Genomic DNA, 17,183 nt, shown 5'->3' on the forward strand with positions numbered 1-17,183 from the left:
CGATCTCTATTAAAATACTCAACATTCTGAATTGTACCAGTCTCTCCCGGTTGTGCCATGCCGGGTCAGACCTGAATTATTGATAAAGGACAGGCATGAGTTCATCTATCTCAGAACAGCTGCAAAACCTCGGTATTAAAAAGCACCGCCCAAGCGGCCGTGAAAATGACCAGATGCGTGAGGTTAAGATCACCCGTAATTTCACCAAGCACGCAGAGGGCTCTGTTCTGGTTGAGTTTGGCGACACCAAAGTTCTCTGTACCGCTACCATAGAGCGTGGTGTACCGCGTTTCCTGCGTGGCAGTGGTCAGGGCTGGGTGACCGCCGAATACGGCATGCTGCCCCGCTCCACCACCACCCGTAACGCCCGTGAAGCAGCAAAAGGCAAACAGGGTGGACGTACGGTTGAGATTCAGCGTCTGATCGGCCGCTCCCTGCGTGCGGCGCTGGACCTGAACAAACTGGGCGAGAACACCATCACGCTGGACTGCGACGTACTGCAGGCAGATGGCGGTACCCGTACTGCGTCTATCACCGGTGCATTTGTCGCGCTGCAGGATGCGATCAATGAGCTGAAGAAAGATAAAAACGGTGCCATGAAGGGTGATCCCGTTAAGCAGGCGATCGCGGCGATCTCTGTAGGCATCTATGAAGGCGAGCCGGTACTGGATCTGGATTACGCCGAAGACAGCAAAGCCGAAACCGATATGAACGTGATCATGACCGGCAACGGCGGCTTTATTGAGGTTCAGGGTACCGCGGAAGGCGCACCTTACTCTCAGGAAGAGCTGAACGCGATGCTGGATCTGGCGCGTAAAGGCGTCGGCGAACTGCTGGAGCTGCAGAAGAAAGCACTGGCAGAATAATCTGCCCCACTCGCATAAAAAAAGGAGCCGCTGGCTCCTTTTTTGTATCTGCTGATCCCTGTCGGGATCAGATGTCGTAATCAATAATCAGTGGCGCATGCTCGCTGAAGTGCTGATCACGGAAGATGCTCGCATTTTTGATATTTTTCCGCAGGTTGGCGGTAGTGATCTGGTAATCCAGACGCGCGCCTTCATTCAGTTTACGGGCGCGGTTGTAATCCGGCCACCAGGTGAACTGCCGCTCTGCTTTATTGATCTGGCGGAACGCGTCGACGTAACCCATCTCATCGAGAATCTCTGCCATCCATTCACGCTCTTCCGGGAGGAAGCCGGAAACGGTCTGGTTAGCGTACCAGTTACTCAGATCAACGGTTTTATGCGCGATATGGGTCGTACCACAAAAGATAAACTCGCGACGTTTACGCAGAGTCTTGCTGAGGTGCCCCATAAAATCGTTCATAAACTGGATCTTCTCTTCCTGCGCTTCCTCACTTTTCAGACCGGAAGGGATGCTGAAGGAGGACACGCTGACATGCTCAAAGTCCGCCTGAATAAAGCGGCCGTGCTGGTCACACAACTCAAAGCCCAGACCGGTCATAATCGCCTTGGGAATCTCACGGGAGTAGATCGCTACGCCACTGTAATCATCTTCCCAGGCATCAAAGAAGTAGGGATAGTAGCCATCCGGATGATAGCGTTTGTCATCAAGCTGGTACTCCTTGGCCCGGATATCCTGCAGGCAGACCACATCTGCATTCTGCTGGACCATCCAGTCGAAAAAGCCATTATCGGTAGCTTGTTCAATACCCTGTGTATTGAAAGTGATGACGCGCATAGAGCCAGTTCCTATCTGCAATCAAACGATAGCCAAGAAGATGTTTAACAAAGGTCGAATTGTATAGTGAAGTGAGCCAAATTGAAATTTTTTACCGTATTACGCGAGAATGGAGCCAGACCGCAAGCACTGGTAGAATAAGCGCAGTTTTTTAGCCCTTTCCCAGCGGAGATTATCATGCAGGATTACCAGCGCGAATTTATCGAATTTGCTATTCAACAGAACGTACTCAGATTTGGTGAATTCACCCTGAAATCCGGTCGCACCAGCCCTTATTTTTTCAATGCCGGCCTGTTCAATACCGGTACCGCACTGGCAAAACTGGGCCGTTTTTATGCGCAGGCAATTAAAGATTCTGGCGTAGATTTCGACGTACTGCTGGGCCCTGCTTACAAAGGCATTCCGCTGGCCACCACTACCGCTGTTGCACTGGCTGATCAACATGGCGACGACGTCCCTTACGTCTTCAATCGCAAAGAAGCCAAAGATCATGGCGAAGGCGGTAATCTGGTCGGCGCACCGCTGGAAGGAGGCGTGCTGATTATTGATGACGTGATCACAGCAGGTACTGCGATCCGCGAAGTAATGGAGATCATCGATCAGGCCGGTGCAAAACCTGCCGGTGTGGTGATTGCACTGAACCGTCAGGAGAAGGGTAAAGGCGAGCTGTCTGCGATTCAGGAAGTCGAGCGCGACTACGGCATGCCCGTTGTCAGCATCGTCAGCCTGGCGGATCTGATTGAATACCTGAGTGAACAGGGCGATATGGATCAAGAACTGGCAGCCATTCAGGCTTACCGCGACAGCTACGGTATCTGAGTGCTCCCTGCATCCGGGCAGATGATTACTGTTCTGCCCGGATCACGATGCCTCGCGAGGCACCATCTAACCCCGCTCCGCCGCAGTACCCAACACTCTCAATCGACCAGAAATTCCCCGTATCGGCACTGACTGTGCGGTAGTAAACCTCCGCCCGGCAGCCCCGCAACCCCGCCAGATTAAACTGTTCAGCCGCCGTTGGGCCGGGCCAGTAATCCAGCGCAGTGGGCAGGCTCCCCACCGCCGCAGAAGCGCTGCAGCCGGTTTCAGAAGCTTCAAGACAGGCCAGTTCCAGTTCAACACCGGTCTGGGCCGCCGCGAGTGCCCGGGCAGCCAGAAAATCCTGAGAGGTGGCATTCTGGCTGAGGCCAAAAAAGCGCGCCATGCCTACAATAATCAGCGCCAGTACCGTGATCACAAAGATCGCTGAGACCAGCCCGAGACCTTGCTGAGACCTGACAAACCGGGTGTATGCTGAATTAAGGGGCATTTTTCACCTGCACTTCAAACTGTACCCGGATATTCTCCCGGGTCTGATCCGCAACGCCCAACTCCTGATCCTCCACCAGCAGATCGAACAATACCAGACCATTGCGCTGCAAGGTTGCCTCCAGATAGCGAAACGGCGAGTTATCCACAGGGCTGACAATATCGCTGGCCAGCAGAATCCGTTGCGGCTCAACCAGATTGGCGTAGAGGGTAGCGGCGGTGGGTTGCGACTCAGCAAAACTGTAAGCACTACCGTCCTCACCCTGGAAGCGATACAGATCGGTTCCTACCAGACAGAAACTCACCGGCTCATCGACAATAAAGTAGCGATAGCTGGGAGAGCCTGCCGGAAAGCTGTGTGCTGCTGTCAGGTTCAGGGTTACACTGCCGGTGGCCGAGGCCAGCGCATTACTGGCACTCATCAGCGGCGAGATAATAGACCAACTGTCCAGATCGTAGATTGGATTGAGGTCGGATGAGCGGCCGATATCATCTCCCCCCGGATTCACCTCATCCTGTCGGTTGGTATCGAGCGGATAGACCGCAACCCGCCCCCGCTCCGGCTCTTCAGCAAAAGGAACACTGCTGAAACTGCTGGCCGCGGACGATACCGTTACCGGTACAGAGTCATAACGGGAAGCCGCCAGCGCCGGGATAAATTCCAGACAGGTGCCTGCCGCATTAATACGAATACTGTTAGGCAGCGCATTGCGTATCTCCCGGGTCATCCTGTCTACCGCTACCCGTGCTGCAGCAGAGAGCTGGTCACGCCGGGTCAGATCCGCAAACCCCTGCATGGTACTGCCGATAAAGCTCACCGTTACCAGCGAGATTACCGACAACAGCGTGATGACCACAATCAGCTCAATCAGAGTGAAACCACGCTGGCTCATCAGTAGTTCCCCCGCAGGGCGGTAAAGACCACCGCGCTCTGTCCGGTGTTCTGCGGCGGGGTGACTGTTACCGTGACCTGTTTCACACGCTCGTTATCGGTAAAGAAATCACTGCCCACATAGTTCACTGAGACCGCAACCTGATAACCGGAATAAGCATCGATCCCACCCGGCGTGGCCACCGCATTAAACAATCCCACCGCGCTCTCACTCAAACCGTTAAAATCATCCACATCATCAAAGCTGGAACGGGTTTCACCGCTGTCCGGCCCCAACGAGGCTGCGGCAGTACAGGGAGCGCATACCGGTCGTCCTCCCACCGGGGTGAGCTCATCGTAGCGCAGGTTAAGGATCTCCTCGAGATAGGCCTGTCCCAGATAGGAAACCCGGGTCTGCCACATCACATCGGCGCTGTGCCGGGCAATCGTCCCCCAACCGGCAATGGCTGCAGTCAACGCAATCGCAATGATCACAATGGTGATGATCATTTCGACCAGAGAGAACCCCCGTTCAGCGGCAACTGGCTTCATAGGCGTATCCGCTCAGAGAGAGACAGAAATCTTTACGACTGTCATTGAATTGCAAACTGCTGTTGACCGTCTGGGCAGCTCCGGGGAAATCTGCTGCAACGCTCAGGCTGACATTGCGTCTGGCCCGAATCATGTTGCCCAACGGGTCATACATCACCACCAGATTATCATCCGTACCCAGAACACCGCTTACATTGCCCCCGGCGGCAAGAGACACCTGATAACTGAGACTGACCTCACCGGGAATCGTTTCCTTAAGCTGTGGAGGGGTTACATCCGCAGGCGTGACAGCATCGCTGGTATCCTGATCCAGCAGAATACTGATCTGCCAGCGGTCACTCGCGGTGCGCTGTAACACCCAGTAAACAGAGCCGGCATGTTGTGCCAACGCCACCTTCTGCGCCAGTTTCAGAGAGCCCAGTACCGAGTTACGCAGGGAAACCGTTTCATAACTGGACAGGTTGGTAAACCGGGGAATAGCGATGGCCGAGAGAATGGAGATCAGAACGATCACAACGATGATCTCAACCAGCGTAAAACCACGCTGGTGAGATCGCGAGCAGCGCCGCGCCGACGATGACGGAAGGGAGCTGCTCATAGGAAAGGGGCATTAGCCATCAGTACCGGTGGCGCTGACATTACCGGTATCCGTTTCATAGGTAATCACGCGATCTTCAGAGGTTGAAGTGTTCTGTCTGTAGTAGGTGTACGCACAGTCCGGACCGTTCGAAGAAGCCTGATATTCAACACCTGGGGTCGTTGCCGGATCTGCTGTGGAAGCCACCGGACGGCTGCCCTGAAGTACGCTGTCCCATACCTCAACACAGTCGGCAGCCTGCGGAGCCGCCAGATTAGCCGGAGCTGAACCATCTTCACCCACCGGATAACCGGAATCATTCACAACCACGGAGGCACCATCCAGTGAGACCGATGCACCAGAGGCAGCATTCTCAACTACGGCTTTGGCTTTAGCCAGCGCAACACCGGAAGCCAGACCACCCGCAGCACCTTTAACCGCAGCATTGTGCGCATCTTCGGTTACATTGATAAAACGCGGCAGGGCTACAGCAGCCAAAATACCCAGCAGTGCAATTACAACAACAAGCTCAATAATGGTAAAACCCGTTTGTCTGTTCATGGCGACCCATGCTCCTGGTAACTCTTTGTAATTTATTTAATTTTTAACAAAAAGGCAGGCACAAGTATAGTGCCGACCCATCAATCAGGCTGCCAATCAAACCGGAAAACCGGTTGTAATCTGGCCTCCAGCACCATTCCATGGTCCCTTTCGGGCTGTTGCATCTGAAGATCCAGTTGCAACACTAAAATATCCGTTTCGCTGAACTGGTTGCTAATCCCCTCAGTACGAAGGGCCTTGTACACCAGCCAGTGTCGGTCTGTAACGAAATACCAGCGTTGTCCGGGTAGCGTTTTGAGTTCCGCTTCAACTACCTCACCGGCATAGTTATCCGGCGTTTCATAGATCAGGCCGGCAGGGTTCTGCATCCGCAGCGCAGTTCGGCTTTGGCTCTCCCCGGCCGCATACCATTCTGCCACTTTCAGGGTTATCTGCGCCTGCATTTTCAGACGAGCGCCCTGAAACGAAACCCGTTCAACGTCTTCCGCCATCTGCTCGAAGCGTTTATACGCAACCGTCATCAGCAGCGCAATGATAAACGTCAAAACAACCACTTCCAGCAGGGAGGCGCCGCGTTGACAGCGACCACCCGGCCGTGTGTTTACCTTAGCCATTGATGGTGGTACTCAGTTCCCACAATGGCAGGAATACACCCAGTGCCAGCACCAGCACCATCGCCCCAATGGCGATAATCAGTATCGGCTCAATGGCGCTGGTGAGGTTTTTCAGATCGTACTCTACCTCCTGCTCATAGAAGCCCGCGGCTTCTTCCAGCATCTGATCGACCCGTCCGGTTTCCTCACCCACCGCCAGCATCTGCATCACCAGCGGGCTGAACATCCCGGCCTGATGCGCGGTCTGGGTAAAGGACTCACCCCGCTCAATCCCCTGACGCATTCCGGCAACCTTCTGACCGATATAACTGTTGCCCACCGCATTGGCCACAATCGATAAGCCCTGTTCGATCGGTACCCCGGCCTTGAGCACAATACTGAAGGTACGGGAGAAACGCCCGAGGGTGATTCGATAGAATATCGGCCCGACGATCGGAAATTTCAGTTTTTTCCTGTCCCAGGTCAATCGCCCGGTCTCGCTTCGCTTCCAGCGTATAAACAGGATGATCGCCAGCACCAGAACGGCCAGCATGCTGTGCCACCAGTTTACGGTAAAATCCGAAATAGCGATCAGTACCTGAGTCTGCCAGGGCATCTCACCGCCAAAACTGTCAAAGACCGATTTAAACGCGGGAATCACAAAGACGTTAATAATCGCGATAGCAATCGTAATGGCGATCATCACAAACATCGGGTAACGGGTCGCCTGCTTGACCTGCTTAACGGTCTGCTGTTCCAGCTCCAGATAGCCGGCCATCTGCCGGAATGCCAGATCCAGTTGACCGGTGTTTTCACCCACATGAATAATACTGACATAAAGCTCAGTGAACACTTTGGGGTGCTTACGCATCGCCGACGAAAGCGCGTTACCCTTCTCCAGATCATCCGCCAACTGGCTCAGGGTTTCAGACAATAGCGGGTTCTGCACCGTATTCGCCAAACCGCGCATCGCCCGGGTAATTGGCACACCGGCTTTGGTCAGGCTGAACATCTGGCGGCTGAACATGATCAGCTCATCCAGAGTAATTTTCTGAAACAGGCGAATCTGGGTTGATTTTTTCTGGCTCTGTTCGGTTCCTGCCGCTGCAGTAACCTGTTCAATATTGACCGGAATAATCCCCTCAGACGAGAGCTGAGAAGCCGCCATAGACGCGGAAGCCGCCTCCACTCGTCCGTTAACTTCGGCGCCCTCTCGATTACGTCCGCGATAGCTGAAATGAGCCATGATTTACTCCAGCTCTAATCCGCTGCTGATGCCGCCGGCCGAAGACGGGTTGGCTGCGGTCGCTGCCGGCGCATCCAGATAAGCAGATTCATCCAGTTGCTCGGTCACCCTGAAGACTTCATCCAGCGTGGTAATCCCCTGAATCGCCAGCTCCAGAGCACTGTATACCAGCGGCTGATAATGCGGATCAGTTTTTGCCGCCAGGGTAAACGCCGCGCTATCGTTGCGCCGAAGCGCGTCCGCCATCGCCTCATTCAGCTCCAGCAGTTCAAAGATACCGGTACGGCCCTTATAACCGGTGTTGTTACAGTAGGTACAACCGCGGCCCTTTTTAAGTTCGATATCATCCAGCCCCAGCTCCTCCTGACGGGCCTCCAGCCAAAGCTGCTCCTGACCACTGGGGTGATAGTGCTGTTTGCAGTTATCACAGATCTTACGGATCAGGCGCTGTGCCAGAATCCCGTTCAGCGCAGAGGCTGCCAGATACCCTTCGATGCCGATATCGGTTAGCCGCATGGCGCTGGAGACCGCATCATTGGTGTGCAGGGTCGAGAGTACAAAGTGACCGGTCATCGCCGCACGCAGGGCGATTTCAGCGGTTTCCAGATCACGAATCTCACCCACCAGCAGAATGTCCGGGTCCTGACGCAGTGTGGCCCGCAACACGGTAGAGAAATCCAGACCGATATTCGGCTGAACCTGAACCTGATTGATACGCGGAAGCCGATACTCGACCGGGTCTTCAACCGTGATGATCTTTTTCTGATGACTGTTCAGCTCATTCAGCGCGCCGTAGAGCGTCGTTGTTTTACCGCTACCGGTCGGGCCGGTGACCAGTAAAATGCCATGGGGCTCATGAATCAGCCGGCGCAGTCGAGGCAACATTTTCTCTGGCAGACCCACTTTATCCAGCCCGATGATACCTCCGGACTGATCCAGCAGACGCATCACCACCGATTCACCGAACTGGATCGGCAGGGTCGAGATACGCACATCCACACTGTGCCCGGACACATTGATATTAAAGCGCCCGTCCTGAGGCAGACGCTTTTCAGAAATATTCAGCGAAGCCATCAGTTTCAGACGCAATACCAGCGCCGAGGCGATTCGCTTCTCTTTCATTACATGCTCATGCAGCACACCATCGATACGCTGACGGATACGCAACACCGTTTCGTCCGGTTCGATATGAATATCCGACGCACCCACCTGCACTGCATCCTCAAACAGGCTTTTCAGCAGTTTGACCACCGGCACATCAACTTCATCGGTAGCCGTCAGTGCCGCCAGATCAAAGGCGTCATCAGCGATCTCTTCGTTGAGCTGATCCGCCAGATCCTCGATATCACTGGTTTTGCGGTACAGCAGATCCATCGATTGCAGCAGTTGTCCTTCCGAGACCACCGCCAGTTCAATCGGCTTCGACAAGACCCGCTGCATCTCATCGAAGGCAAAGATATCCATCGGATCGGGCATCCCCACCAGAAAGTGATCCACCTCCTCTTTCAGCACCAGCGCGCGGAAACGGCGGGCCTGGGTTTCAGGGAGCCGCAGTACATCCTCCTGATTGAAAGAGTAATGGGTCAGGTCCACCAGCGGGATATTCAGTTGTTGCGAAAGGAATTCGAGGAACTGCTGCTCCTCGACATAGCCCATATTAACCAGTGTCTTACCCAGCTTCTGCCGGGTCTGTTTCTGCCGGTCCAGCGCCTCCATCAACTGCTGTTCGCTGATGACGTTATTCTGGACCAGCAGGTCACCGATTCGGATTTTCATCTTTGGCGCGGCCATGCACCCTTCCCCTAACGACCCGCCAGCGCTTGCAGGCGCTGCCGGGCATAATTTTTCAAATTCTGCGCCATCATCGGGATCTGCAATCCACTCTGATAAGCGTTACGCGCTTCCGCATAGCGCTGTGCCTGCTCCAGCGCGTAGCCCATACCGATCCACCAGCGCGGCACCTGATTATTTTGCTGCAAGAGCTGGTAATAAACCCGGGCTGCAGACTCATAAGCCCCCTGCTGCTGATAAGCACTGGCAAGCAATTCATGGTATTCCGGATCCGCCTTCAGCCCGGGCCGGTTTGGCATCAGCAATGCCTGAGCCTGCGCCGGCTGCCCCTGACTGATCCACAACCGTGCCTGCAGTTTCTTCAGCGCTGCGTCTTCAGGGTGTCGTGGCAGACTTCGGTCCAGTAATGCCTGCGCAGCAGCGGTATCCCCTGCAGACAGTTGCAGCGTAATCAGCAACACTCGCGCTGCCAGCATCTGTTTCGGTTGCTTACGAATCTCTTGCCAGAGGAACGCTTCTGCCTGCTCAAGCTGACCTTTATTCACCAGACTACGGGCACGCTGAGCCACTTTTGCATCACTCAACTGCTGAATCGATTTGCTGACCGGTTGTGGTGTGCGCTTTATCGGTTCAGCTTCTGACTGCACCTGCAAAGCGGCACCATTACGTAGCGTTTCCTTCTGTACCGCCACCGGCTTCGCCACCTCAGAATCCGGTTTCTCCATCACCACAGGGTCTGATGGCACAGAGGCCTCCTCTGCAACCGCAGGGATCACCCCCAGAATCAGAGTGCTCGGGTTATGCTGAACTTTGAACGAGAACTGACTGCCCCGACGGGTACTCAATGTAAGAATCTGGCGCTGGTCCAGACTGCGGATCTGCAGGTCAGCAACCAGTTGACTACTGATCACTGGCAACGGCGTATTCAGGGCAACATCTTCAAAGGCGACTTCGATCTCAGTGGCGCTCTGATTAAGCAACTGGATATCTGCAGCCCCGTTGAGGCGAACTACCAGATCGCCGGCCTGATCACTGCCCGCCCACTGGATCTGCTCAATCACCACCGGCTCAGGCTGTACCGCCGGAGCGGGGGCCACCGCTGCGACAGGTAGTGCTCGATTATTATCAGCCAGCGCATACTCCTGCCACAGCAGCCATCCCGTGGTGCAGATAGCCAGCAGACCGATCCCCCAGAGGATCAGACGCGGCAACGGGTTCGGTGCAGGCGGTTCGATAGGCTGGGCGGCTTTCACCCCTTGCTGGTTAGCAGCAGCGGTGGAACGCTCATTACGCCGCTCCAGATCCCGGAGCATGTCGTTAACCAGACTCATAGACCCACTCCGGAATAAACCAGATACCCGGTCAGCAACGCCAGTGTCGCCACACCTGCCCAGAGCAGCGGTTGCAGCTCTCGTGGCCGGGTTAAGCCCTGAGTATCATCAATCGCGTGCAGCACATGACGTTTATCCACTTTCAGATCGCCTTTCCCGTAGGCTGACATCAGCGCTTTATGGCTGAGGATGTTGATCAGTCGTGGAGTGCCGGCTGAGGCCTGAGCGATTTTTTTTGCCGCATCGCGCTTGAACAGAGACAGCCCCTGAAAACCCGCGAGCTGAACCCGCTGATCGATATAGTGCTGGACCGATTCCTGATCCAGATGGCTAAGCTGGTAGCTGAAGGTAATACGTTGCAGCAACTGACGCAGGGATTTGCGGCTGAGCAGCTCATCCAGTTCCGGCTGACCGAACAACACCACCTGAAACAGCTTGGCGGATTCGGTTTCCAGATTCGTCAGCAGGCGCAGTGCTTCTATCGTATCCGCCGGCGTGGCCTGCGCTTCATCGACCAGCAATACCACTTTTTTCTGCTGAGCTGCCAACTCGATCAGACGATGATTGATCGCATTCAGCAGTTCAAACTGTTCAACCCCCTCCGTCGGCACGCCGATTTCCTGAGCAAAACTTTTACGAAACTCATCCGGGTTGAGGTTGGGGTTGGGGATATAGGCGGTGACGTATTCATCGCCGTCCAGTGCGTTAAGCAATTTACGACAGAGCAGGGTTTTGCCCGTGCCAACCTCACCCACCACTTTGACAAAACCGTCACCACCGGCGAGCGCTACCAGAATCAGATTCAGCGCTTCATGGTGGGTCGGCAGGTTAAGAAAAAAATGGGTATTCGGCGTCAGGCTGAACGGCAGTTCATTGAGACCAAAATGCTCCGTATACATCATGGGCCCCTTAAGCGTCCGGAGCCGTCATCAGATTACGGAAGGAGCGCAGGCTACGCTGCAGCTCATCCTGCAGGCTGTCATGGTTAGCCAGTACCGGACGCAGCAGAATCACCAGTTCTGTCTTGCTTCCGGCCTGACGATCCTGACGGAAGAGTTTACCCACGCCCGGCAGGTCGCCCAGCCCCGGCGTTTTCGCCTGAGTATCGCTGTCGGTAGACTTCATCAGACCACCAATCACGATCACCTGGCCACTCTCCGCCCGGACGATACTATCGGACTCACGTACAGAACTCAGTGCCAGAGGGATATTAAAGTCATCACTGCCGATACTGATTCGTTTCTGCTGATCCACCACCTCAGATACGGTGGGATGGATATGCAGTACGATATCACCGGTTGCACTGATCTGTGGTGTGACATCCAGCGCAATCCCGGAGAAGAACGGCGTCAGCTCAATACTTGGCGAGTTGGTCGTGCTGGTCCCCGTGGTGGTGGTGTTCTCCACCTCGGTAACGAAAAACTCATCAGTACCCACCTTGATCACCGCCTTCTGGTTATTCACCGTCGATACCCGGGGGCTGGAAAGCACCTGCACGTCGCCCTGACTCTGCAATAACTGGATGACCGCAGTAAAATCACCGATGCTCAGATCCGCCGTGAAAATACCCGCAATGTCGTCTGCATTAGACAATGTCTGAGAACTCTGGGAGAAGAGCGCCGTATTACCCTCACCCGGCTCCCCGAGGATCGACCAGTTCACACCGGACTGAAAACCGCTGTTCAGGGTCACCTCAAGAATTTTTGCTTCAATCACCACCTGACGGTGCAGAATCAGTTCAGCCTGAGACAGGTAGTCGCGCACCGTCGCCAACTCACTGGGCAGCGCACGCACAACCACCACACCGGTCTGCGGTGTAACCACCACTTTACGTCCTTCTCCGGTCACAATTGTCTGCAAGGTGCTGCTCAGATTGCCCCAGAAATTAGTCGCTGTTTTGGTACTGATGCGGGTACCGATCACCTCTTCACTGGTTGAGTTGGTCCCTGCTGCCGTTACCGAGCCCGCACTGACCTGTGTATCGGAAGTGCCGTCGCGCTGAATATCCAGATAGTTGATCTGGAAGATCTCCGTTTGCAGAGAAGCCGGCAATACCTGATACAGATTACCGGAACGACTGTACTCATAACCGTAAACCCGGTGTACCGCCTGCATCACTTCATCCACTGAGACATCCTTCAGGCTCAGCGAGATACTGCCACCCACCTGTTCATGGACGATCATGTTGTAACGGGTGTCCTGTACCAGCCCCATAAAGAAATCACGGGCCGGTAATGCTTCGGCGGTGATATCAAAACGCTCCTCATCCAGCGCAGGCTGCTGCAGACTGAGCGGGGGCAGCAGTGCCGGGGCTAACGGTGGTGGAGCCGGTTCGGAACGTTGCGCATTCTGCTCAATCGCTTCCTCCAGTGCGGCAACACCCTCCTGATGGGTTGATGAACCCGCCACCGGCGGCATCCCCTGACAACCTGCCAACAGCACCACCGCCGTTACCAGGAAAACCTTACCCATCCAATTTTTCATGCTTAATGACCTACTCACCACGCTTAACCTTGCTGAATCCCTTACGCTCACCTGCCGCGATAAACTGCTCGCCGCTGCCGGTTGCCAGAGTTACACCTGCCGTATCAATGGCCAGTACCAGAGCACCATCGACGCGATCACCTACCACTACCTGCTGGCCGTTAACCACCGCTGAGTTACGCTGTTTACCGGTTGTCAGACCATTCAAAGTAAATATCTGCTGCGCTTTAACCGCCGCGGCACTCTGGTAAATACCCGGCGCCGGTCGGGTCGGATCTGCTGGCAAGGTTTCTGCCCACAGGGGAGCAACCGGTAACAGCAGTAAGCCCGCAATGAATTTACGCACCTAACCACCCCGCTTCTGAACTTAGGGTATGCACCCGCAGCTTAATACTGGCCTGAGGGTAAAGCTCAACCTGGTAATCCAGTTGATCCCAGAAAAACACCCCATCCAACTGCTCTATACGCTGCAGGTAGTTATACAAACCCTGATAACTGCCTTTCAATTCCAGCTCAAAAGGGTGTAGGTATAACACCGCTTTTGGCTGATCAGACGGGTCTGTTGACCCGGTCTGCGTATCCGTGGGCTCAGGCTCCAGCTCCATGGTTTCAACACCCAGTGTTTTAATACTCACCAGCTCAACGCCGGTGTCAGCAGTTAACACGGATCGGAGTAAACCGAGCATCTGATCAGGCGACACCAATTGATCGGTCGATTCCTTAATTTTCTTGTCTGCCGCCGCAAGCTCAGCCCGTAATTTCTGCAATTGCTGACGTGCCGCGATATTCGGATCTACCGGCTCCTGACTTTGTAACAGATCCAGCACCTGCTGCTGACTGCGAATGCCGGTTTCCAGCTCCGCCAGTTCCGCAGGTAGTTTTTGCAATTTGATCAGAGCAGGTTCCAGTAGCAGTACATAGATCAACGCCAAAGGCGCCAGCGTCACTGTCACCAGCACCAGTCCGCGCTCACGCTTACTGAGACCTGCCCATTTGTCTGACCAAACCTGCCAGCGTCTATTCATAATTGATCAACTCAGCGTTCGCCTGGAACCGCACTCCGGATTCCAGCGCTTCAACATTTAACCCGCTCACCCTCATCTCACGAAACTCCTGACGTCGGGCGATTTGTTCAAGCATCAGTGGTACTGCCGGGCCATCAACGGCCCCGCCCTGCATCACGAACTGACGCGTTTCTGCATCCAGCGTAAAAGCGGTGAACCAGCTCTCCGGCTGTGAGCTGTCCGCCAAAGCAAAAAGATAGGGGCTGAAGCCATTCTGCTGAACCGGTTTCAGGTGCTGAAAGAAGCGTAACAGTTGCTGTCTGCCGGCTATCTCTTTGTTGAGCCTCTGCTGCTCCGCCTCAATTTCAGGGCGCACCTGTAAATTCTGATACCGGGCCTGTTCGGTAGCGACCTCAGCAGTCAGCGCCTGGCGTTGCTTATTTAACTGCTGAGCATCCGACTGCAGGCTATTGGCATAGAGTGTGAGCACAACAGAAATCAGCAACAGCAGGGTCACAGACACGGAAAAAACAGACACCGCTCCGCTAAAACTCAGAGGGTCGAAACGGTTACGCTTTTTAACCCGCTGATAAAGGTTGATCCGCTGTTTCATCTCGCCCCCCTGACCGGCAGCTCTGTACGCAGAGCGGCAGCTACCGCCACAGTTGTCTTCTGCTGCAATGCCTGACTGAGCTCGATTCGGGACTCAATCAACGTATTCAGGTTCAGGGAGTGGATATCTAATGGCAGATTGAAACGGAGCTCTTCCATCAGTGCTGACTCATCCTGTACCGGCATCACCAGCAAACGCACGCATGGAGGTTTGCCGACCTGACTCTCGTAATAATCCAGTGACCGTTGCAGCTCGAGCACGGCCGCTGAGGCGCTTTCCGGGCCAGACTCACGGGTATAGCTGAGATGACGGGTAAAATAGAGAGCCGAATCTGACAACAGGTTAACCGAGCTGTTGCGGCTGTCGATAAAGAAAACAGCCAGTCCCGCTTCGCTGTCAGCCAGATCTTCGGTGAGATTCAGCAGAGCCAGTTCAGGAACATCGACCACCTCAGGGTTAAGACCAATCTCTTCACACCAATCAACCAGCCGGTCTACTTTAGACTGTTGCGCGACCACCACATAAACCATACTGCTGCGGCCACGGTAGGCATCATCGGGAAGTTCAAAATAGTCCAGCACCGCCTCTTCGATATCGAAGCTCACCAGATCCTTCACACGCCAGCGCAAAGCCTGCGTCAGTTCCTCTTCGGGTACATCAGGGCGTTCAACCAGAAGTAACTGGTAGCTGTTATCCGGTAATACCAGCACGGTTCTGCTGGCACTGAGGTCGTTGGCGTCAACCGCCTCTTTAAAGCGACGAACGTCAGACAAGGGGTCTCTGGAATCGATATGCAGGCAACAGGTCAGCTCTGGCTGGCTGGAGGAGTCACGGACGTGGGCTAATGCCACACCTTCACCGGTCCAAACCACCGAAGTTAACCCCTTAGCTGCCGCTTTTGGCCGGAACAGTGAACGCAACCTATCTACTCCTGCGGTACCCGCACTGATAAAGCTTACAATGTACCGGCACCGCCGTTTTCCATCAAGCGTCAGGGCCATTCGCCCTGACCTGACTCAAACAGAAACAGCCCGCGTCGGTAATCCCTATAAGTTACCAGAACTTAGCCCGAATAAAGAGCCTGAAAAAGTGCTTATTTGGTAGAAGATAACCGGGGCAGAGCACCCCGGTTTTGTCAGAAGAGCAGACTACGGAAGGATCGGTTTAACCGACAATACAGACACCATGATCCACATAGTGAACAGTGCCGGTTACACCGCGGGAGAGATCACTGAGGTAATACAGCGCAGCACCACCCACTTCTTCGATCGTGGGTAACTGATGATCCACTGCCTTCTGCTTGTTGTATTCCAGCATCGCATCGAAATCCTTGATGCCTCCCGCTGCTCGCGTCGGGATTGTACCCGGAGAGATCGTGTTCACCCGGATATGATCCGGTCCCAGATCGCGAGCCAGATAGCGTGTCGACGCCTCCAGCGCGGCTTTAGCGCAACCCATGATATTGTAGTCACCGGTCGCCAGCGCACTGCCGAGATAAGAGAAGCTGATCATAGAGCCCCCTTCCTTCATCAGCGGTCTGGCGAAAGCCGCCATCTCGATAAAGGAATAACAGGAAACGTCCATTGCCTGCAGGAAACCTTCCCGGGAACACTGAGAGATCGGCGCATGCAGATCTTCCAGCGGACAGAACGCCAGAGAGTGAATCAGCCCATCGAGACTCCCCCACTCTTTTTCAATTTCAGCAAAAACCGCCGCCATCTGACCGGGTACAGTGACGTCCAGCGGTAAAACAATGCTCGCCTCCAGCTCATCAGCCAGCGGCCGTACGAAACGCTCTGCCTTCTCGTTGAGATAGGTTACCGCAATCTCAGCGCCCTGCTCGCGCAGCTTCCTGGCGCATCCGTAGGCAATACTTTTATCGTTAGCGATTCCGACTACGAGTATTTTCTTACCCGTCATTAACTGCTGTGACATCCCGACACCCCTGTAAAAACCCTATAGTTCTCACCTATTTTACGCATATGCGTAATACAGGGATATGACAAACTCATCAGTCTGTAAAAAATTGGAGCCATGGCAACTGTGCAATACGCTTCGCTATTGGCACCCTACGGAAACTGTTAACTACGTAGGCTGGGTTAGCGTAGCGTAACCCGGCGCTTCGTCGGTGGCGTTGGCAGGAATGGGAGCTATCGGTGCAATACGCTTCGCTATTGGCACCCTACGGAGTCTGTTAACGCGTTAGGCTGGGTTACCCGGTGTTTTGCAGGCGGCTGTCTGTGATGACCTACCATGATCAGAAACGCGGTTGCTGACCCTGCGGGCGCCGTTGCAGTGACCGAAGATCATCGGGTCCAATAACGAAAAAACCCCTACCGCGTGTGCGATAGGGGTTCTTCGTAATTAGATGCTTGGCGATGACCTACTCTCACATGGGGAGACCCCACACTACCATCGGCGATGTTGCGTTTCACGTCTGAGTTCGGGATGGAATCAGGTGGTTCCACAACTCTATGGTCGCCAAGCAAAACTGTTACAACTCGGATCTGATTCTTCTTAGTATTTGATTTAGAGTTTTGACTGCTTTCTA

Annotated in this window: 19 protein-coding genes and 1 rRNA gene; 2 read left to right on the forward strand and 18 right to left on the reverse strand. The window is 54.5% G+C overall.

Features of this window, described 5'->3' with window-relative positions:
- The first annotated feature begins 95 nt into the window (after positions 1 to 95).
- On the forward strand, positions 96 to 866 hold the full coding sequence (gene rph / locus QUD59_RS07295; protein WP_286240524.1) for a ribonuclease PH: 771 nt from the start codon (positions 96 to 98) through the stop codon (positions 864 to 866).
- 67 nt (positions 867 to 933) lie between these two features.
- On the opposite strand, the gene QUD59_RS07300 is transcribed toward rph, so the two are convergent.
- Positions 934 to 1,701 (reverse strand): exodeoxyribonuclease III, encoded by a 768-nt coding sequence (locus QUD59_RS07300; RefSeq protein WP_286240525.1) that lies wholly within the window; start codon positions 1,699 to 1,701, stop codon positions 934 to 936.
- A 177-nt stretch (positions 1,702 to 1,878) separates the two neighbouring features.
- Between QUD59_RS07300 and pyrE the strand changes: the two genes are divergently transcribed.
- Positions 1,879 to 2,520 carry an orotate phosphoribosyltransferase gene (gene pyrE / locus QUD59_RS07305; protein ID WP_286240526.1) on the forward strand — a complete coding sequence of 214 codons (642 nt, stop codon included), beginning with the start codon at positions 1,879 to 1,881 and terminating at the stop codon, positions 2,518 to 2,520.
- A gap of 25 nt (positions 2,521 to 2,545) precedes the next feature.
- Here the strand turns inward: pyrE and QUD59_RS07310 are convergent, their stop codons facing one another.
- The 17 genes from QUD59_RS07310 to rrf form a co-directional block, all read right to left on the reverse strand.
- Positions 2,546 to 3,010 (reverse strand): hypothetical protein, encoded by a 465-nt coding sequence (locus QUD59_RS07310; RefSeq protein ID WP_286240527.1) that lies wholly within the window; start codon positions 3,008 to 3,010, stop codon positions 2,546 to 2,548.
- Positions 3,000 to 3,902: a PulJ/GspJ family protein gene (locus tag QUD59_RS07315; protein WP_286240528.1), complete on the reverse strand. Its 903-nt coding sequence runs from the start codon at positions 3,900 to 3,902 to the stop codon at positions 3,000 to 3,002. Before QUD59_RS07315 ends, QUD59_RS07310 begins: the two co-directional genes overlap by 11 nt.
- Positions 3,902 to 4,432 carry a prepilin-type N-terminal cleavage/methylation domain-containing protein gene (locus tag QUD59_RS07320; protein WP_286240529.1) on the reverse strand — a complete coding sequence of 177 codons (531 nt, stop codon included), beginning with the start codon at positions 4,430 to 4,432 and terminating at the stop codon, positions 3,902 to 3,904. The genes QUD59_RS07315 and QUD59_RS07320 overlap by 1 nt, the downstream gene beginning before the upstream one ends.
- Complete coding sequence (locus QUD59_RS07325; protein ID WP_286240530.1) at positions 4,413 to 5,030, reverse strand: prepilin-type N-terminal cleavage/methylation domain-containing protein; 618 nt, start codon at positions 5,028 to 5,030, stop codon at positions 4,413 to 4,415. Before QUD59_RS07325 ends, QUD59_RS07320 begins: the two co-directional genes overlap by 20 nt.
- A 12-nt stretch (positions 5,031 to 5,042) precedes the next feature.
- Positions 5,043 to 5,570, reverse strand: coding sequence for a pilus assembly FimT family protein (locus QUD59_RS07330; protein ID WP_286240531.1), 528 nt, complete (start codon positions 5,568 to 5,570; stop codon positions 5,043 to 5,045).
- Positions 5,571 to 5,650: 80 nt separating this feature from the next.
- Positions 5,651 to 6,184, reverse strand: a complete 534-nt coding sequence (locus tag QUD59_RS07335; RefSeq protein WP_286240533.1) for a type II secretion system protein — start codon at positions 6,182 to 6,184, stop codon at positions 5,651 to 5,653.
- Positions 6,177 to 7,409 (reverse strand): type II secretion system F family protein, encoded by a 1,233-nt coding sequence (locus tag QUD59_RS07340; RefSeq protein WP_286240534.1) that lies wholly within the window; start codon positions 7,407 to 7,409, stop codon positions 6,177 to 6,179. Before QUD59_RS07340 ends, QUD59_RS07335 begins: the two co-directional genes overlap by 8 nt.
- 3 nt (positions 7,410 to 7,412) lie before the next feature.
- Complete coding sequence (locus tag QUD59_RS07345; protein ID WP_286240535.1) at positions 7,413 to 9,200, reverse strand: GspE/PulE family protein; 1,788 nt, start codon at positions 9,198 to 9,200, stop codon at positions 7,413 to 7,415.
- An 11-nt stretch (positions 9,201 to 9,211) separates the two neighbouring features.
- Positions 9,212 to 10,531, reverse strand: coding sequence for a tetratricopeptide repeat protein (locus QUD59_RS07350; RefSeq protein ID WP_286240537.1), 1,320 nt, complete (start codon positions 10,529 to 10,531; stop codon positions 9,212 to 9,214).
- Positions 10,528 to 11,430, reverse strand: a complete 903-nt coding sequence (locus QUD59_RS07355; protein ID WP_286240538.1) for an ExeA family protein — start codon at positions 11,428 to 11,430, stop codon at positions 10,528 to 10,530. Before QUD59_RS07355 ends, QUD59_RS07350 begins: the two co-directional genes overlap by 4 nt.
- Positions 11,431 to 11,440: 10 nt before the next feature.
- Positions 11,441 to 13,003, reverse strand: coding sequence for a pilus (MSHA type) biogenesis protein MshL (gene mshL / locus QUD59_RS07360; RefSeq protein WP_286240539.1), 1,563 nt, complete (start codon positions 13,001 to 13,003; stop codon positions 11,441 to 11,443).
- A gap of 22 nt (positions 13,004 to 13,025) precedes the next feature.
- A complete protein-coding gene (locus QUD59_RS07365; RefSeq protein ID WP_286240540.1) occupies positions 13,026 to 13,361 on the reverse strand; it encodes a hypothetical protein in 336 nt (111 codons plus the stop codon).
- On the reverse strand, positions 13,354 to 14,040 hold the full coding sequence (locus tag QUD59_RS07370; protein WP_286240541.1) for a type II secretion system protein M: 687 nt from the start codon (positions 14,038 to 14,040) through the stop codon (positions 13,354 to 13,356). The genes QUD59_RS07365 and QUD59_RS07370 overlap by 8 nt, the downstream gene beginning before the upstream one ends.
- Positions 14,033 to 14,632 carry a hypothetical protein gene (locus QUD59_RS07375; protein WP_286240542.1) on the reverse strand — a complete coding sequence of 200 codons (600 nt, stop codon included), beginning with the start codon at positions 14,630 to 14,632 and terminating at the stop codon, positions 14,033 to 14,035. Before QUD59_RS07375 ends, QUD59_RS07370 begins: the two co-directional genes overlap by 8 nt.
- The gene (gene pilM / locus QUD59_RS07380; protein WP_286240544.1) at positions 14,629 to 15,552 is read right to left on the reverse strand and encodes a pilus assembly protein PilM; all 924 of its coding nucleotides are present in this window, start codon (positions 15,550 to 15,552) and stop codon (positions 14,629 to 14,631) included. Before pilM ends, QUD59_RS07375 begins: the two co-directional genes overlap by 4 nt.
- Before the next feature lie 244 nt (positions 15,553 to 15,796).
- Positions 15,797 to 16,567 carry an enoyl-ACP reductase FabI gene (fabI, locus tag QUD59_RS07385; RefSeq protein ID WP_286240545.1) on the reverse strand — a complete coding sequence of 257 codons (771 nt, stop codon included), beginning with the start codon at positions 16,565 to 16,567 and terminating at the stop codon, positions 15,797 to 15,799.
- Positions 16,568 to 17,002: 435 nt separating this feature from the next.
- Positions 17,003 to 17,118, reverse strand: a 5S ribosomal RNA gene (rrf, locus tag QUD59_RS07390).
- Between the last annotated feature and the right edge of the window lie 65 nt (positions 17,119 to 17,183).

The organism is Neptuniibacter halophilus, assembly GCF_030295765.1.
Lineage (GTDB): Bacteria > Pseudomonadota > Gammaproteobacteria > Pseudomonadales > Balneatricaceae > Neptuniibacter > Neptuniibacter halophilus.

What these genes read in the sequence shown, in the direction of transcription:
- QUD59_RS07370 (WP_286240541.1), bottom strand. Translation starts at nt 14,040, where the DNA reads ATGAATAGACGCTGGCAGGTTTGGTCAGACAAATGGGCAGGTCTCAGT.
- fabI (WP_286240545.1), bottom strand. Translation starts at nt 16,567, where the DNA reads ATGTCACAGCAGTTAATGACGGGTAAGAAAATACTCGTAGTCGGAATC.
- pyrE (WP_286240526.1), top strand. Translation starts at nt 1,879, where the DNA reads ATGCAGGATTACCAGCGCGAATTTATCGAATTTGCTATTCAACAGAAC.
- rph (WP_286240524.1), top strand. Translation starts at nt 96, where the DNA reads ATGAGTTCATCTATCTCAGAACAGCTGCAAAACCTCGGTATTAAAAAG.
- QUD59_RS07330 (WP_286240531.1), bottom strand. Translation starts at nt 5,570, where the DNA reads ATGAACAGACAAACGGGTTTTACCATTATTGAGCTTGTTGTTGTAATT.
- QUD59_RS07320 (WP_286240529.1), bottom strand. Translation starts at nt 4,432, where the DNA reads ATGAAGCCAGTTGCCGCTGAACGGGGGTTCTCTCTGGTCGAAATGATC.
- QUD59_RS07315 (WP_286240528.1), bottom strand. Translation starts at nt 3,902, where the DNA reads ATGAGCCAGCGTGGTTTCACTCTGATTGAGCTGATTGTGGTCATCACG.
- QUD59_RS07325 (WP_286240530.1), bottom strand. Translation starts at nt 5,030, where the DNA reads ATGAGCAGCTCCCTTCCGTCATCGTCGGCGCGGCGCTGCTCGCGATCT.
- QUD59_RS07350 (WP_286240537.1), bottom strand. Translation starts at nt 10,531, where the DNA reads ATGAGTCTGGTTAACGACATGCTCCGGGATCTGGAGCGGCGTAATGAG.
- QUD59_RS07340 (WP_286240534.1), bottom strand. Translation starts at nt 7,409, where the DNA reads ATGGCTCATTTCAGCTATCGCGGACGTAATCGAGAGGGCGCCGAAGTT.
- QUD59_RS07300 (WP_286240525.1), bottom strand. Translation starts at nt 1,701, where the DNA reads ATGCGCGTCATCACTTTCAATACACAGGGTATTGAACAAGCTACCGAT.
- mshL (WP_286240539.1), bottom strand. Translation starts at nt 13,003, where the DNA reads ATGGGTAAGGTTTTCCTGGTAACGGCGGTGGTGCTGTTGGCAGGTTGT.
- QUD59_RS07375 (WP_286240542.1), bottom strand. Translation starts at nt 14,632, where the DNA reads ATGAAACAGCGGATCAACCTTTATCAGCGGGTTAAAAAGCGTAACCGT.
- QUD59_RS07355 (WP_286240538.1), bottom strand. Translation starts at nt 11,430, where the DNA reads ATGTATACGGAGCATTTTGGTCTCAATGAACTGCCGTTCAGCCTGACG.
- QUD59_RS07310 (WP_286240527.1), bottom strand. Translation starts at nt 3,010, where the DNA reads ATGCCCCTTAATTCAGCATACACCCGGTTTGTCAGGTCTCAGCAAGGT.
- QUD59_RS07335 (WP_286240533.1), bottom strand. Translation starts at nt 6,184, where the DNA reads ATGGCTAAGGTAAACACACGGCCGGGTGGTCGCTGTCAACGCGGCGCC.
- QUD59_RS07345 (WP_286240535.1), bottom strand. Translation starts at nt 9,200, where the DNA reads ATGGCCGCGCCAAAGATGAAAATCCGAATCGGTGACCTGCTGGTCCAG.